Origin of the sequence: Ktedonospora formicarum (genome assembly GCF_016587355.1) — a bacterium.
GTDB classification, from domain to species: Bacteria; Chloroflexota; Ktedonobacteria; order Ktedonobacterales; family Ktedonobacteraceae; genus Ktedonobacter; species Ktedonobacter formicarum.
Window position 1 is genome coordinate 738,565 of record NZ_BNJF01000004.1, and the last position, 15,644, is coordinate 754,208.

Annotated in this window: 13 protein-coding genes; 5 read left to right on the plus strand and 8 right to left on the minus strand. The window is 49.0% G+C overall.

Translation table 11 applies throughout. From position 1 onward, the window contains the following. Positions 1 to 25: 25 nt before the first annotated feature. Positions 26 to 883, minus strand: a complete 858-nt coding sequence (locus tag K3T82_RS34960) for an AraC family transcriptional regulator (RefSeq protein ID WP_220198108.1) — start codon at positions 881 to 883, stop codon at positions 26 to 28. Between K3T82_RS34960 and K3T82_RS34965 the strand changes: the two genes are divergently transcribed. Next, positions 878 to 2,134 carry a YaaC family protein gene (locus K3T82_RS34965; protein ID WP_220198109.1) on the plus strand — a complete coding sequence of 419 codons (1,257 nt, stop codon included), beginning with the start codon at positions 878 to 880 and terminating at the stop codon, positions 2,132 to 2,134. The two genes, K3T82_RS34960 and K3T82_RS34965, sit on opposite strands and share 6 nt — an antisense overlap. 151 nt (positions 2,135 to 2,285) lie before the next feature. Here the strand turns inward: K3T82_RS34965 and K3T82_RS34970 are convergent, their stop codons facing one another. Further along, a complete protein-coding gene (locus tag K3T82_RS34970; RefSeq protein WP_220198110.1) occupies positions 2,286 to 3,122 on the minus strand; it encodes a DinB family protein in 837 nt (278 codons plus the stop codon). Between the two features lie 49 nt (positions 3,123 to 3,171). On the opposite strand from K3T82_RS34970, the gene K3T82_RS34975 reads away from it, so the two are divergent. Further along, positions 3,172 to 3,903: an ArsR/SmtB family transcription factor gene (locus tag K3T82_RS34975; RefSeq protein WP_220198111.1), complete on the plus strand. Its 732-nt coding sequence runs from the start codon at positions 3,172 to 3,174 to the stop codon at positions 3,901 to 3,903. A 105-nt stretch (positions 3,904 to 4,008) separates the two neighbouring features. Continuing rightward, on the plus strand, positions 4,009 to 4,431 hold the full coding sequence (locus K3T82_RS34980) for a hypothetical protein (protein WP_220198112.1): 423 nt from the start codon (positions 4,009 to 4,011) through the stop codon (positions 4,429 to 4,431). A 169-nt stretch (positions 4,432 to 4,600) separates the two neighbouring features. Here the strand turns inward: K3T82_RS34980 and K3T82_RS34985 are convergent, their stop codons facing one another. From K3T82_RS34985 to K3T82_RS35010, 6 genes are all read right to left on the minus strand, one after another. Continuing rightward, positions 4,601 to 4,978 (minus strand): hypothetical protein, encoded by a 378-nt coding sequence (locus tag K3T82_RS34985; protein WP_220198113.1) that lies wholly within the window; start codon positions 4,976 to 4,978, stop codon positions 4,601 to 4,603. 159 nt (positions 4,979 to 5,137) lie between these two features. Continuing rightward, positions 5,138 to 5,569: a hypothetical protein gene (locus K3T82_RS34990; protein ID WP_220198114.1), complete on the minus strand. Its 432-nt coding sequence runs from the start codon at positions 5,567 to 5,569 to the stop codon at positions 5,138 to 5,140. A 351-nt stretch (positions 5,570 to 5,920) separates the two neighbouring features. Further along, a complete protein-coding gene (locus K3T82_RS34995) occupies positions 5,921 to 6,139 on the minus strand; it encodes a hypothetical protein (protein ID WP_220198115.1) in 219 nt (72 codons plus the stop codon). A gap of 1,584 nt (positions 6,140 to 7,723) precedes the next feature. Beyond that, a complete protein-coding gene (locus K3T82_RS35000) occupies positions 7,724 to 8,059 on the minus strand; it encodes a hypothetical protein (protein WP_220198116.1) in 336 nt (111 codons plus the stop codon). Positions 8,060 to 8,529: 470 nt separating this feature from the next. After that, complete coding sequence (locus K3T82_RS35005; protein ID WP_220198117.1) at positions 8,530 to 10,602, minus strand: glycosyl hydrolase family 28-related protein; 2,073 nt, start codon at positions 10,600 to 10,602, stop codon at positions 8,530 to 8,532. Positions 10,603 to 12,645: 2,043 nt separating this feature from the next. After that, a complete protein-coding gene (locus K3T82_RS35010; protein WP_220198118.1) occupies positions 12,646 to 13,782 on the minus strand; it encodes an oxidoreductase in 1,137 nt (378 codons plus the stop codon). 162 nt (positions 13,783 to 13,944) lie between these two features. Between K3T82_RS35010 and K3T82_RS35015 the strand changes: the two genes are divergently transcribed. Beyond that, on the plus strand, positions 13,945 to 14,427 hold the full coding sequence (locus K3T82_RS35015) for an Lrp/AsnC family transcriptional regulator (RefSeq protein ID WP_220198119.1): 483 nt from the start codon (positions 13,945 to 13,947) through the stop codon (positions 14,425 to 14,427). 287 nt (positions 14,428 to 14,714) lie between these two features. Further along, positions 14,715 to 15,179 (plus strand): recombinase family protein, encoded by a 465-nt coding sequence (locus K3T82_RS35020; RefSeq protein WP_236031766.1) that lies wholly within the window; start codon positions 14,715 to 14,717, stop codon positions 15,177 to 15,179. Positions 15,180 to 15,644 lie beyond the last annotated feature (465 nt).

A 15,644-nucleotide genomic window follows, 5' to 3' on the forward strand; every position in this document is an offset into this window, starting at 1 on the left:
ATGACACTTGAATAGCTTTGGACAGTCAAAAACATATATACTCTAAGGGGGAAACGTGGGCCAGCCGCCACTCACCTGGCCGTTGTTCGTGGTGTCGAAGAAATGCGGCCGAGAAAGCGTTTGTTGAGCTATAGCCAACTCGCCTTGCGATTTCGGTAATGCTCAACTCTCCTGCTTGTAAGAGGTCTCGCGCAAGCGCCATTCTCCAACCAGCTAAGTAACGCATAGGTGGCTCACCCAGTGCCCGTTCAAAGTTACGCGCAAATGCCGCTCTTGACATCCGACAGAGAGAGGCGAGCTCAGGAACAGTCCATGTGTTCTCTGGATGTGAGTGAATAACTTGCAGCGCCGCACCCAGTCGCGAATCATTCGCAGCACTAAACCAAGCTGGAGGTGCTGGGCTCTGCTCTAGGCTCGCCCGAAGCGCGTACACAATGAGCAGGTCTAATAGCCTATTCAACACCGTTTGATGGCCAGGACTCGGTTGATTAAGCTCGTTCGAGACTAGCGTAATGATTTGGTGTAGCGGCTCGTTGGGGGTTGTCTGGAGTACAAGAATTGGTGGAAGCGTTTTTAGCAACCCCAATCCAATATCGCCTGAAAACTGGTATGCTCCACACATAAAGACTGATGTGTCTGGGTTACTCGAGGTATCATTACTGGTACATTTTGCTAAGAATTCCTCATGTGAAATACAGGGGGCACCAGGACTATACGCAAGGTGGTGATTTTGTCCTCCAGGAACAAGCGCAAGATTACCAGGTACCAGTTCCTGAGCATTCGAGTGATCATCAGTCCATATATAGGCTCGGTTCTTCAAAACCATATGAACCGTTAACTGTATGCTCCCTGGTAAAACAATACCCCATGGAGGTAAATGCAATATGCTACAATCGATAAATGCCTAAAAGCCGGTTTGATTAAGCAAAATCAAATGAATGGATTAAATATGACTCAAATTGCAAAACCTAATGCGCGCTCATTTGATGGTTGGATGAGACTACCTATAAGCAAACATCTTGTCAGGCAATATACTATTAATGACCCTGCTTATGATTTGTGGAGCGCTTTAAAATATTATTCTGAAGTAGAAGAAGTCGGATTACATTTAATTCAGACAAAAGGATTGCAACCACAACAACTTCAACAAGAAATATTTGATTACTTTCGAGCTTTTATTCGACAGGCAAATTCTTACTATGAATCAGCCAAACTGCTTCATTATAGGTCCAGCAGTTTACTGTATTATTATAGCTTTTTGAACTTAGTAAAAGCGTATCTTTTACTAGAAGACCCTCAATGGATAATGGGCAGAACTGGTCATGCAGTAACCCATGGATTAACCTATAGGCCAAGCACAACTAACACAGACTTTCTACTAGAAGCAGTCAGAGTAAATGAGGGGATTTTCCCAAAATTTTATGAAGCACAAACAAACAGACCTCTATCCGCAACCGAGACTGTAACTCTAAATATTAAGGAGATGTTAGGGTATCCAAGCGATATCAGTTCCGAATATCAACTCACTGGCTATGGGAACTTCAAAATTTTTTCTCCACTTGTAGCAGTAGTAACTGACCAGTCTCAAAACCTTGCATGGACAATTATTGCGATCCCAGCAATAGCCGACCTTGATAATTTCTTCAATCTGCAACCGAAATTTTTACATACCTATCAAGAAATAGAAATTAACAAACAAATGCTTGCCCAAATATTTAATAAAGATGTGCCAGAATTAAACTACAACTTCAGATTTTTTCAAGATATAACGCCCATACCACTGATTAATAATAGGACAGTCCCTTTAGCTCAACTCAGGCAAAAAATTGTCGATACATTAAACCCGTATATCGGAACGCACTACTACAATGATAATGCGGACTTTGACCTCGCATTTCCTTACCAAGACCCAGTAACATCCATATGGCTCCCTATAACAGAAGGTTTGTCAATCTATGTAACTATGTTCTATCTTTCGAGTCTCGTTAGATACAGACCAAACTATCTCGAAACTCTGTTAAACCATAAACCTGCTTGGCTCATAGAAAATTTCGTAACGAACACTCCTCAAGTATTTTTAAGAATAATGGTCAGTAAAATAACAGGGAAAGAGATTATTCATCTCCGACGATAACCAAAGGCATCAAGTTTAGACCTAAATTTTATCCCAATTCGTGGCACGAAGCTCACGCTGTGATGGCTATCGTCTTCCTCGGGGTGGTCAGTCCCGGACCTCATCCGTTTTCAGGACGAGGTTTCCCAGGACAGTGAAGGAGTCCAGTGACTCAGGGATGAAGAGCATGTTCCCCAGTCAGAATGCGCTCTTCCGTCAGGACGAACTCGCTCAATTGTTGCATTGTTACCGTGGTGCTGGATGGCCCGAAGAGGACCCCTTGTTCCTGTGCCAAAGCGGTAGATACCTGGCACAAACGCTGAGTGAAACGGCTGTTTGCCTCGCTGTAGCGGGCAAGAGGTTCCTCTGGAAGAGCTTCATCCATCCAAACAGCATAGAAGACTTCTGCCAAAGCGAGATGGTGCAGTACTTGGCGCAGCGACCATCCGCCGTCTGGAGGGGTCCAGTCAAGCTCCCCCATACTTAGTTGCTGGGTACGTTGTGCTACGAGCGAAACCACCAGATCGATGCGCCAGAGCCACGCTTGCAGTTCTACCGTAGACAGAGATTGCAGGTCTTCCGGTAGCGTCTCTGCGGAGGTGGCCCAGCCATCAGTGGGGATTGGTATGATGCCTTGCCGCTGCCAGGCCAGCCATTGATCGATCTGGTTCAGGTGATCAAGCGCATGATCCAGAATCCGGCGCAAAATTTTGCGGGGGGTATAGCTGTGTTCTGTATCAACCAGGACAAGATGAGTGGGATCATGCTGAACGAGACGTTCCAGGTAGGGACGTGCATAGGCATGAGCAGCGAGGAGATGCTCTCCTGGGTCAAGCGGCCAAAGGTGGAGCTTCGCGGCCAAGGCAGCCTCTGTAGCGGTAAGCTCTTGGAACTGGGTTATCTCAAGCTTCCCTTCCTGGGCCAGCGAGAGCACCTGGGCGCGAGATTGAGCCAGTTGTTTCAGCAAGGGTTTTTGTTCAGCATGAAGTGAGTGGACTTCAAAATGCATAAGGATCTCCTTCTTGTTTCTTGCTTCTTAAGCAGATCCCATTGTACCCTTGGAATATTTCGTCTATAATCGAAATATGAATGACACCCCTAAAGACGTCAATATTGCTGCCGTCGCGGCACTCATCAGCAACCCATCCAGGGCGGTGATGCTCGATGCATTGCTGAATAAGCAAGCGCTCCCTGCTGGAGAACTGACCTATCGCGCGGGCATTTCGCCACAGACGGCCAGCGCTCATCTGGCAAAACTGGTCGATGGTGGTTTGCTCATCCTCCAGACGCAGGGGCGGCATCGCTACTATGCCTTGAGCGGTCCAGAAGTAGCACACGCGCTGGAAGCCCTGGCGGTCATTGCTCCCCCGGCGAGAGTGCGTTCTCTGCGTGCCTCAGTCATTGCAGAGCGCCTCCATTTTGCCCGCACCTGCTACGATCACCTTGCTGGCAAACTTGGTGTGAGCCTCACCCAGGCATTGCTGGATGCCGAAATCCTGCACCTGGAGGAACAGAACCCGTGCTATCAGGTCACAGAACCAGGTGTGGCTTTCCTCTCGGACTTCGGCATCAGCCTGGAAAAGCTCCGGCATCAACGTCGTGCATTTGCCCGACCTTGCCTGGATTGGAGCGAGCGGCGCAATCACCTTGCTGGCGCGCTGGGTGCTGCTCTTTGTGAGCGGCTCTTCCAGTTAGGCTGGTTGGAAAAACGCTCCTCTGAAAGAATGGTGCAAGTGACCAGGCATGGCTTGGAAGGCTTGAGAAAAACCTTTGGACTCCAGTTTCCTTGAATCTCAGTTGGGAAGCCGACTGGGAACTTTTGCCGGTGTGGCAACGTCTTGTACATGAGGGAGGCTCCAACTGTTCACAAGAATTGTCTCTTGGAGGAAGAAGACATGCAGCGAGCAAAATCGCCAAAGGTTTGGCTTACGCTGGTCGCCATCCTGATTCTCGCCTTATTCCTAGGCGTCTCTGCCTGGAGAAATTCCAGCTCTCCCTGTGACCCAATGGGCCAAGGTCACGGAGTGATTGATTCCATAGATCAAACCTTTGTGTTTGCTCAAATAAGACTCTACACACCAGGAGCGCCCATCCATCCTGGCATAAGCCGAGATCATACCATTGTTAGTACGGACTGGGCAACCCATTTCTTTCGTCAATATGGTACCAATTGCAAATCGGCGCAACGTGCCTCGCTCTCTGATCTAGCGAAAGGGCAATCCATCATTGCCTGGTCAAAAGACCTGAGAAACAACAACAGCTATCCAGCAACATTCAATGCCTCAGATGTGGTAATTGTAATGCCGACCACTCAATAGTCATCCTCTGAGCATCATGGAAAAAGAATGCCCAATTTACCAATTCGCATCTCTTCTATCTCCACTAAAAAAGCCACGCGTGAAGACGGCTCACATGTGGCTTTGTTTTGCTCTCTTTCTATTCAACCCGTGTAGTAGCAGGGCTTGTACTCTAAGGGAATATATGCTTCTACGGACAGTAGGGATAATCAGTACAGTACGCTCTTTTCAGAATATCCGATCTGACGGACGTGCTCGGTCTGATGCCCGTACCATACCCACCTCCTCCAATGGGACCAAGTCCTGGGCTTTCAATTGCAGGTCCACCACCTCCTCCAATGGGACCAAGTCCTGGGCTTTCAATTGCGGGTCCAAACCTACCATAGCCACTGTAATACCTTATAAAACCAGGGCCACCTTGGACCGGTTGATGCTTTCCTAGAACCTTTGTGGAAACACTCGCCCTGGTACTGGCAGCAGAAGCTGGCATTGGAGAGCTAATCATGAGCAACAGGGTGAACAGCCCACTCAGAAAGAGGATGGCAACGCCTTTGCTTCTCAAAGACATGGTATTGCTCCTTCTCCTTGCCAAGGGGACGAGGGCCAACAACAAACACGATCAGAATAGGCAAGCAAAGCACTAAACACAAACCGCGTCTCTATCTCTAGGCAAGCTAGTAGTAGTAGCCCACAGGCGATCCCGAAGGTTGTGCCGTATAGTCGATCATCAACCTGGACCTGGATATGGACCTGGATGATGAACAAATTTACAGGCGAAACTGATTGAATTCGGGATGCGTACCATCGTCCCACCCCGATCAAGGCAAGCGCGGTAGTATGGGTCGTGCGTATACTGGTACTGTGTGATGGGGTCATACCCTGAAAAGGACTTCGCCATAATACTTCTGTGCTCAAACAGGTACTGTTTGATAGGGTCATACTCACCAGACCCACCAGAGCTACCATATTCACCCCAGGGACCGAAGCGACCGTAGCCACCCCAGGGACCGCCTTGCGTCGTGTTTACATGAGTTTGTGCTTTTGTTGGGGTAAGGCTTGCTGCGGAGGCGTTAGCTGCCGTTCTCATGACGAAGACAACAGCGACGATCACACTAAGCATGACCAGGCAAAGGCTTTTCCCTATAGCGGGAAGACTCATGTTTTTTCTCCTCAGTACTTGAGTCTAGATTGCTCCTGTCATGTCTATCGTTTGAGGATACTACTACAAGCGCTACAGCAGGAGCTGATAGCAACGTGAGTGACCGCCGAGTTCCCTGTTCAAGTAAATCGACCACATGCGGACGCGGGACAAGTTTAGCCCGCAGGGGTGGCACATGGAATTTACTTGCGAGCAAGGCATTTTTGAGCATCACACAGTCTTTCTCATGGGTAGTATCAATGACGATTATACGCTCCTGGAAACATTTTTGAAAGTCGGAAAATCCTGCATTTCTCTGGAAGAGGGAGGAGAAAGAGCCGGGCCACCGCAGAGCAAAGAAACTCATATGTGCTATCGGGGATTTTTCCAGTCATGAGAAGCACTGTGCCGCCACTGAATCTGAGGAGAGCCTGGAAAGAGAGCAACGCGACCTGTCAGCGCTTGTACAGCTTGCGGATCACGGATAATGACGGTTCCTGTTTCAGTCTGGTAAGCATCAAGCAATCCTGCTTTATACCATCGCCATGCGGTTTTGTAGCTAATGCCGTGTTGTCGTGCGTATGCACTCAACTTTATGCCTACATTTTAGTTAGCATATTTTGTCTATGTATATCAACATTTTTAAAACTATTTGTAACCCTCCGCGGATCGGCTGATTCAAGGTACATTACGGGATCCCGATATATTTTCTCTCTAGATTCCGCGAGAGTCAGGTCGCTCTTACCAAAATTTAGAAGGTTTTTTCTGTTGGGATCTCTAAACAGACTCGACGCAAAAATCTGTGGCGCACCTGTTTTCATGAACAACATATTTGGGTTCGTCAGCCACCACTATTGATCCTGTTATAACAGCTTATTGGAAGCAAGATTTGTAACCGGCCTCGTACCCTCTATGTTCGCCGTATGCATAGCCACGATCATACTCAGCTTGATTTGCGGAACCAAACACTGTTGACGTTGGTGGGTTATATCTTTTCGCCTCACAGTCAGCGACACCTGCCTGGTGGCCTGCCCACTCGCCTTTCAGGTACCCCTCATATAATTTGCCTTGTGTTGCTTGAGTTGGTGATTGATCATCTGCCCTCTGGGACGCAGGTGAGATTGACAGAGACGAATAGCTGGTATATGCAGCAGCGGCGGGATAGGAAGCTATCTTCAAAAAGAGTACGAGAACACTCAATACTACAACCCCTACTAAGAAGAGCCATAACTTTTTCTGCATCGAACGAACCTTTCTAGCACTGTTTTGCGCTCCAGCATGTTTCTAAACCTAGAGAAACCTGCGCTATACTGAACTTATCAGTAAAGTTCCTCCTGTTGTAATAAGCAGCAGTCCGTATTCGCGCTCAACGCGAGCAGAAGGGATCAAATACCGGCGTTTTCTCATGTTCTGGTGCCTGAGAAACACAGAGGCATGTCATTCTGCCTTCATCCATGAGGCAGGATCACATCCATGGAAACCTGTCTCTACTCCCAGAAGGTGCCAGACATGATTGTCATATTGGAAATAATATGCATGGCTAAAAATCTCTGTTGGCTGCTTCTCGTGGGGGAATACCTCGTACATTGCACATACCTCAATGATCGGTTTAGGAGAATCCGACCCTGGTAGAGAGGGCTGACTCACACCCATGAAACGTCGAAGAGGATTTTTCTGACAAGCAGAGCACCTATGCGTGTAATAGTTGATAATTTGCGATTGCATCTCGGCTTGAGAGGGAAGCGAAAGACCAGCAGGAGGAGCCTTACTATTTGTGGGAGGGGAAAGAAATGTGAGCTGCGTAACAGATGGCACATTCTCTCTCAGATGCACATCAGAAAGCCTCTGGAGACGACTTCTCGCTTGTGCTCTATCCTCTGAAAGCAGGATGGTGAAGAGCAGTGAAACCATTACCACCAGGAGGCTTATTCTTAAAACATTCTTCATCATGCTCTCCTTCTCTTACTTTGGCAGAACAGTTTTCCCCATCATTTGTTTGCTAGCTGAATGTTTGTTTCATAGAAACGACATTTCTTGCAATGTTCTGTCTCTACAAACTTCTAAATGGCTTTGGCCCTTCATCTATAGCTATCTATAGTGGCAGCTCTATCCACTGCAGATACGCCACCAGCGCAGCCCAAACTCGGAGAGGCTCGCAGAGCATTCGTGTAGGTATTAGCGGTAATAGGCACATTGCCGAGCCATTTCATCTGCTCTTGCAACAGCTCTCTCATATGACACAGTATTTGCAGTAAAGCCGAAAGTGACATATTTGACTGGTTGACTTCCAATGCATGCTCTTTCACAACGCCATTCTAGTTGTCCCGAAACTTCTCGCCCTAAATTGCAAGTTGATGGATGAGGAGCATTACGAGTAACTAAAATGATGCTCTTTGATGCAGTTACGTTGGCTGCTGATACAGATATCGCCATACCAATAAGCAGCAGCAAAGCTATCATACTACTCATGATAACAAGAGAAGTAGTTTTGCAGACAGCGAGATGCTTCATCACACATCCTTTCCAGGTAGTGAAGTGAAACGAACCTGCCCAACTCGACCAGTTTTACCACCTCATATATTTTTAGATATAAACGTATAGCCAATCTCATGTGGAGTTAATCAATACGGCTGACTCTTATACATATTTTACAAAGCGAATTTGTCACCTGGCTGAAGAAGCTGTCCGGGAAAGAAGCGTTAGGCACATATGGCCTTACGCATCTCAGGCTTGCTCGGCTGCTTCAGATGCTGCCTCTCTTTCATCGCTGTTACATGTGTAGAAAAGTCAGGGCACCAAGCGGAGGTCTTCTGGCGCGAAAAGGATAACAACGGATCTGCTTGTTTCATCGGTTTTCGATAATCAAACCAATCAGTACCGAAACGAGCAGATCCGCGTTGTTTCACCTCTTTTTCTTGCTCTTTGCTCCACATGGGTAGCCAGAAAAATCAGGGACCACTCATAATCCGCGAGCTAACCGCTTACCAGGGAAAGGGAGGCGGAGGGGGAACAACCGGCGGCTGATCATTACAGGTGATCGTGTTCGGCAGTTCCCACGGTGCGAGCCAAGGCCCGGTGGCCCCTCCTCCAGTATTGCCACTGAGGTCGGTCACCTTGAACTCCGAGCCACCCAACGTGAAGTGGAAGGAGCCACAGTTGTTGATGCCGACGGCCCCGACGTTGCGTGCGACGACGTTTTGGAACGTCGCATTTCCAGCGGCACGCGCACTCAGCACTGACGTCCCCGTACCGTCGACATGGATGTCCCGGAAATGGACGTTCGAGATGGAGTAGAGATCCTTCACTGGGAAATCGGAAACGATCATGATCGCGTTATACGTGCTCTGCAGGAAATTATCGCCGGTCACCTCGATATCCGTCGTGAGAGAGCCTTCGAGCGCGTAGAGCCAGATCGCGCCAAGGCCGATCTTCCAATTGAGCTCGAACGACCCGGCCCGCACGGTTGTGTTGTTTGTGAACCGGAGGTAGCCAGCGAACGGGGTTGAGCCGAAGCGCGATCCTGCGTGGAGGCCGCTACCCTCGCGCACGGGGTCGGCGACGATATTGTTCGACACAGTATTGTTGTGGCCACCATAGATAGCAATTCCGTTCGCGAGCACCGGGTTCTGCACCGTGTTATGGTCGAATACGTTGTTGGCATCCTCGATTGTAGGCTGCCCGTTCATCGCCTCCGACCACATCGCAAGCCCGTCATCACCCGTGTTGCGGATGAGAGAATTGACGACCCTCGACGTTGTCACGCCCTGGTGAAAGTTGATGCCGTCCGCGATCTGGTCCGTGATGACCGTGTTCTCGACCATCACATTGTGCATCGGCCCGTCGAGCCAGATACCGACTTTCGTGTGATGAATGTAGACACCGTCGATCGTCGAGTCGTTCAGCGCCCCGCCGATGCCATTCACCTGATCGGTATCGATTCGCTCTTGGACGTCGCCCTCGATTGCAAAGTTCGACAGATGCACGTTGCGACTCCCGCCGTCGGCTGTATACTTGCCGTAGAAGCCGACGCCCGTGTGCACGGAACCATCGGGAGCCGGTGAGGTGAGCGTAACCTGATGGCCTTTGACGATCGACCACCAGCTACCAGCGCCTTCGACAGTGATATTATCGACGATGATGTGCCTGTCCACCTGGAATATACCGACCGGGATATAGACCTTCTTCCCTGAGGCTTTTGCCACCCGAATCGCATGATCGAACGCATCCGAGGAGTCCCGGATGCCGCTCGGGTCGGCACCGAAGTTGGTCACGGAGACGGAGTTCTTCGGCTTCGGCACGGGACCAGCGACCTGCTGAAAATCGGCGAGATCGATGGCCATCCACGCCACATTCGAACCGGCGGGCATGCTCAGGCGGACGACGTCCCCCGCCTGGTAGGTATTATGGAGGAGTAGACGCTGCTCGTCATAGAAGTGCATCGGCCTGAACGGTTTTGTTATGGTCGGCGGCGGTGTCGTAGAAGCTGGAACGCATGAGCACTCGGTGATCCACCAGTCCGGGTGGAGCAAATCAGCATTTGGGTCGTTCGTGAATGGATATTGGTTGTAGAGCCATGAGTACTTCGAGGTCAGCGTGATTGTTTGCGGATGCGTGTTCTCGCGGCCGTTGTGATTCACGCTTACAATCAATGGGGCATCAATTCCGCCGCCAGTCGGGGCGTCGGGGATCGCGTAGCGGATAGTCACCGCGTTCGCCCGCTGCGTGAGGGTGAACGCGACGTACTGGCCTGGCCTGAGCTGCACGGCTTGCCGGCCTGACGCCTCGCCTGAGAGCGTGTAAGCTGACGTGTCGAACGGCAATATCGTCCCATTCGTCGTGGCGTTCTCGGCCTCCTGCTGGATGATACCGAGCTGGGCACCGCGTCCTGCAACGAGCGACGGGTCAATCGCGGCGACGGTCACACGCGAGGTCGTTGCGGCACTGGCAGCCGAGCGGGGAAAAGGTACCACCAGACTGAAGGCGCTCACTAGCAGCAGCAAGGCAACAAACCCCGCCAGACGCTTTTTGCGCCTCGTGCGCATAATGTCTTGCATAAAAATATATTCCTTTCTGCTTATTCCATTAAGTCCCTGGAAGTATATCCTGCTGGGTATTAATCCTCCTTGTATACAAAATTGGGCTTTGCAAAACCGCTTTTCTAATAAAGAGCACGTGTGTCAATTGAACCAATTCCGTTCGCTTTTCCAACGCAGAGACATTTCCGTGATTTGCCTGAGTAGCTCTGGGTAGGAGTTTATGGGAGTTTGCCGTTCAATGGCCCCGACGCATCTGAACCTTCACGCCCGGGTCCCCTGCCCCCCTCTAGATATGGGGAGGAGTCACATCTTACCCGCTACTCTACACGAAAAGGTATGACTTAAATTGCGACAAACGAAACTGTAGTTCTCACGTCATGTCATGAGCATGTCAGAGAGTTTTTCCCAACAAGAACGTGCTCAAAAAATGGACGATGTGAACCATACGCCTGGAAGTGCAGGGTGAAAAACGAGCCGTGATATAGATAAGTTTGCATAACATGCTGTAGCTTAAGGAGTTCCCTGGCTTTGGCACACCGCAAAGGTATCAGCTTCATCGCTTCAAAGACCTCCCCATAAAGAGTTTCTTCGTCAAACGTCGACAAAAGAGTGCAAGGAGCCAGAGAAAAAGGTATTACTCAAACGGGAGAAGACATACGAATCACAAACGCCTCCAAGATGCAGAACAGCTATCTCCTCGGCAGATCCTGTAGTCAAAGAGACAACTTTTATACTTGTCTTGTCCTGCTCTCATAGAGAAATGGGGTAACGTTTACTCTTCCTTAAAAGAAAAGTAGCATAGAAAAACACCATTGTCAAGAAAGAAAGCGAGAGTTTTCTCTTTCTACTTTCCCAGATTGAACAGTTAAGCGTAGCTAAAATCGATTTCAAGCCAAGACATCTGGCATTTCAGGTCACTTTGCAGTTCCCCCTGGGAAAGCGATCCAGGGTAACGTTTACCTAAAAAGTTAATAATCATCCTGCGAGAAGCTGAGACCTCCCCGTGCTCAAGCACAGGTACGTCTACACACATATGCGATCTTGAGAAAGAATACAGAAGCAACGCGCTGCAGGTGCCTCTTTTTTCACGCGGAGGGATCACGCGTTGGGTGAAAACGCCGTTTGTCTCGCCAATCTGAAAGCATAGAGGCGTTTTTTCACCACCTGTCCCTCGCATCATGCCGAGGATCTTTTGCCAACATGCATAGTTGCGTGGAGGTGACAGCCTTCAGATGTGGGTATCTGACTTCTATTTCTAAATGCTATTGAAGATATGCCTGAGAAGAAGGTGCTCGGAAACAGGTCAGAAGGCAATAGTCCTGTTTTTCTTGTCTTTTGCTCGCTTGTTTGCTACGCTAATGAAGCATCAGTGTTGCTTGATCTAATACATTCAACACCTGTATATATGGCTTGCGAATCACACGTCTATAGACCAAGAAATCCAGCATTATCGCTTCGTTGGGTCTCTTGGTCATGCACTTTTTCTTCTCACTTACTCTCAACAACAGCAGTATATGTACTCATTCACACGACCTCTATAACACCTAATTGAATGATAAGTGTTACAAAGTCAATTTTTCGTAATCAAAAACTACATTTATAATTAACATTACCAGCAGTTGGTAAAATACCTTTGCCTCCATATTCTTTTTTCTGCGTCTCAACAGAGTCATACTTCAGAGATATACGCTCACACTCATGCGCCCCACGTGATGCGCAACGAGATGCAAGCTAGCGGATAACAGAAGTACGAGAGCTCTACCTGTACAAAGTTCATGAAAGGGGAGGGATCGTGGCAGTTCCGACCTTCCAGATGGAACAAGCAGCGGTGTGTCCTCTCACTCCTAAGATGCATCTTTCTCGATCTATTGCAACGCGCAGTAGCTTGTGTAAAATGAACTGCTGAGTGTCAAAACCGTTGGTTTTCTGCGATTCCACAAAAAAGGTGTTCACGTTGTTCCGCTCTCGATGCCTCAACAAAGCGTGAGCGCGGTAGGCTTCTCCCAATGGCACTGACCGTTCTCACGTCTTGTCGGGAAGGCATTCTTTACTCATTTCTCCCTAGTGGCGTTCCCGCAGAGTCCGCCAGCGGAGAGCATTCTCAATAGTTGCTCTCGGGTGAAGTATTTCGGGATCGAATGCCTCTAAAGCCAAGCCTTGAGCTACCCGCTGCGGCCAGTCAGCATGAACGAGTGCACCACGTGCCAATGAAATCATATCTGCGTGTCCCTCGTTGATGATCTGTTCTGCCAGTGAGGGATCGTGCATACCTCCATTGGCAATCACCGGGATATGCGCAACCTTTCTGGCAAGCTGCGTAATAGTGACACCATCAGCGATACTGGCTGTTTTCCTCCAATCGCGACCTTCACTAGCGAGATGAAGATAGGAGACTCCGGCTTCAGCAAGCGCTGAGAAGATGACTTCTCCATCTTTCTGACCACCTGGCCACCGATATACGAAGTCGTTGACTTTTGTTTGGGAGAGCCGCATTCCTAGTGGGTACTCTTTGCCTACAGCCAAGCGAATAGCCTCAACGACCTCAACCGCAAAGCGGATACGACCTTTAATGGAGCCACCGTACCGATCCGTTCGCCGATTGGTGTAGTTTGTAATAAATTGGTCCAGTAAGTAGCCATTGGCTCCATGAACCTCTACGCCATCAAAACCAGCGTCGCGAGCATTGACTGCGGATTGGGCGAAGCCTTCAATCGCTTCCAGAATGTGTTTCTCGCTCATGGCTTCAGGCACAGAAAATGGCCCTTGCCCGCCATACTCTGGCATCTTCTCTCCCTTTGGCAGCACGGCTGAAGGGGCAAGAGTATGAGTTCGATAATGATTTTCCTGAGACAATGCACCAGCATGCATCAATTGTAAGAAGATGCTTGCACCGGCTGTATGTACGCTCTGAACCAACGTACGCCAAGCTTGTATTTGCGCCTGTGTTACGATTCCTGGCTGATGAGCATATGCCTGACTCTGCGCCTGATCGGTATAGGTCCCCTCGGTGATAATCATCCCGAACTGGCCTTTTGCGAAAGAAGTATAGTAGTCCCGCATCTTTTCGGTAGGAACCCCGTCACCAGAGGTGCTTACTCGCGACATCGGTGCAACGGCCACCCGATTTTTCAACGGGATGCCTGCTAATGAGAAAGATGTGAGTAGAGGGTGTATTTTTATGTGAGTATCTTGAGACATACTTGAGTAACTCCTGAATGTATGATTTCTTTAAAGTGCTCATAGTATACAGATTGAATTGATGGAGATGAATGAAAAAGAGAAGGGAATAAATAGTTCTCCCTTTCCATTTGTAAGGATATGAGAGGAAAAAGAGTCTCATCTGGAAAGGTTGTGTGTTTTATGCAAATTGATGACGTAGATCGGGCTATTTTACAAGAACTTCAAAGCAATGGGAGACTTTCGCTTCGTAAATTAGCTCAGCGGGTGCATATGACTGCTCCAGCCGTTGCTGAGCGCGTGCATCGCTTGGAAGACCAGCAGATTATTGTTGGATATACTGTTCAAGTTGATAGCAGCAAATTCGAGCCAAAACTGATGGCGTATATTGCGGTCTTTTTATCAAAACGTGAAGGGGTAGATGAGGGCTTTCTTCGCTTGGTCGAAAAGCGCGAGGAGGTTTGTGAATGCTATCGAACGGTAGGTGATTCCTGTTATCTTTTGAAAGTAGCTGTTTCCGACCATGACCATCTCGACGCTTTTGCCAATGCTCTGATGGTGTACGGAAGCTATCGAGTTCACTTGGTCGTAGCGGAGCCACTCAAAAAAGGAAGAAAGTTTGCTTCTGCTCCCATACTTATTAAGAAGCCTCTCACCGACTCCTGATCTCTCTCACAACCGACCGTTTTTTGCGACTTTCTGCTCTGATTTTCCGGTACAAAGGCGCATCACGTTGGCAAGCGTGATATTGAGGATTGACCAGTCTCAACAAACGTATCATAATCTCGCGTCTCAGTTTTCCTTTTTGGAGATGAGTAAGTGAGACTAAAGGCAGAGGTTTTGATGAAGATTGGATATATTTGTGTCTCAAAGCACGAGCAGAACGAGGCTTTGCAAGATGATGCGCTCCAGGAGGCGGAGTGTGAAAAGTTTTTCGTGATGTGATGACCGGTGTGAAATTTGAACGTCAGGGACTCGATGAAGCACTTGCCTATGTTCGACCAGGTGATATTTTCATCGTCTGGAAGTTGGATCGACTGGGGCGCTCCCTCAAGGATCCCATTGAGACGCTCGATCTCCTCCAGGAACGTGGAGTGGATTTTATCAGCTTGACAGAGAAAATCGACACCGCTACACCGGGCGGCAAGCTCATTTTTCATCTCATGGGGGCATTAGCCGAGTTTGAACGGGACCTGATCCGTGAGCGAACCAATGCAGGATTGGCTGCGGCCCGTGCCAGAGGACGTGTCGGCGGCAGGCCCAGGAAGGCGACTGATGGGAAGGTGGCTTTGGCTCAACATCCTTACCAGGACTCGAAGCACTCAATTGCTGAAATTTGCTCGATGCTTGAGATCTCTCGTGCCACCTTCTTCCGTTATGTGAAGGGGGTTCGGAAAGCTCCAGGATTGCAGAAATAGCGGGAACCGGGAAAATATGTTGGGCCGACTTAGAGGAAAAAATCTGAGATGTTGTTTTGTTTCTAACGCCTTAGAGGATTTTAGAGGGGGAAAAACGGAGAGACCCCTACTTGCACACGGCCAGCCGTCGCTTGATTGATCACCTCTTTGAGGAGGGAATCGGCCAGCTGATTATCAGAAACAACAGTAACTGGAAGCAAGAGGTGCAACTGGGGAGGAGGAATAATCAAAATTTTGGTGCGCCGCATCAACGGCGAAAATGAGCGCAGCATATGCTGTGTAGGTTGTTGGAAAACCTACTGCACACCCAACTTATCCCTGCCACACGGCTTGAATCCCGAAAGGGAGGGGGGAGTGTAGCATGTTGGGAGCAAGGCAGCGTAAGGAAAGGCCACACTTTCTTGATCTGTCAGTGCAAGGACGTGTATGGTTAAGCCTAAACTGGTTAAATCCTAGTTCATGCGG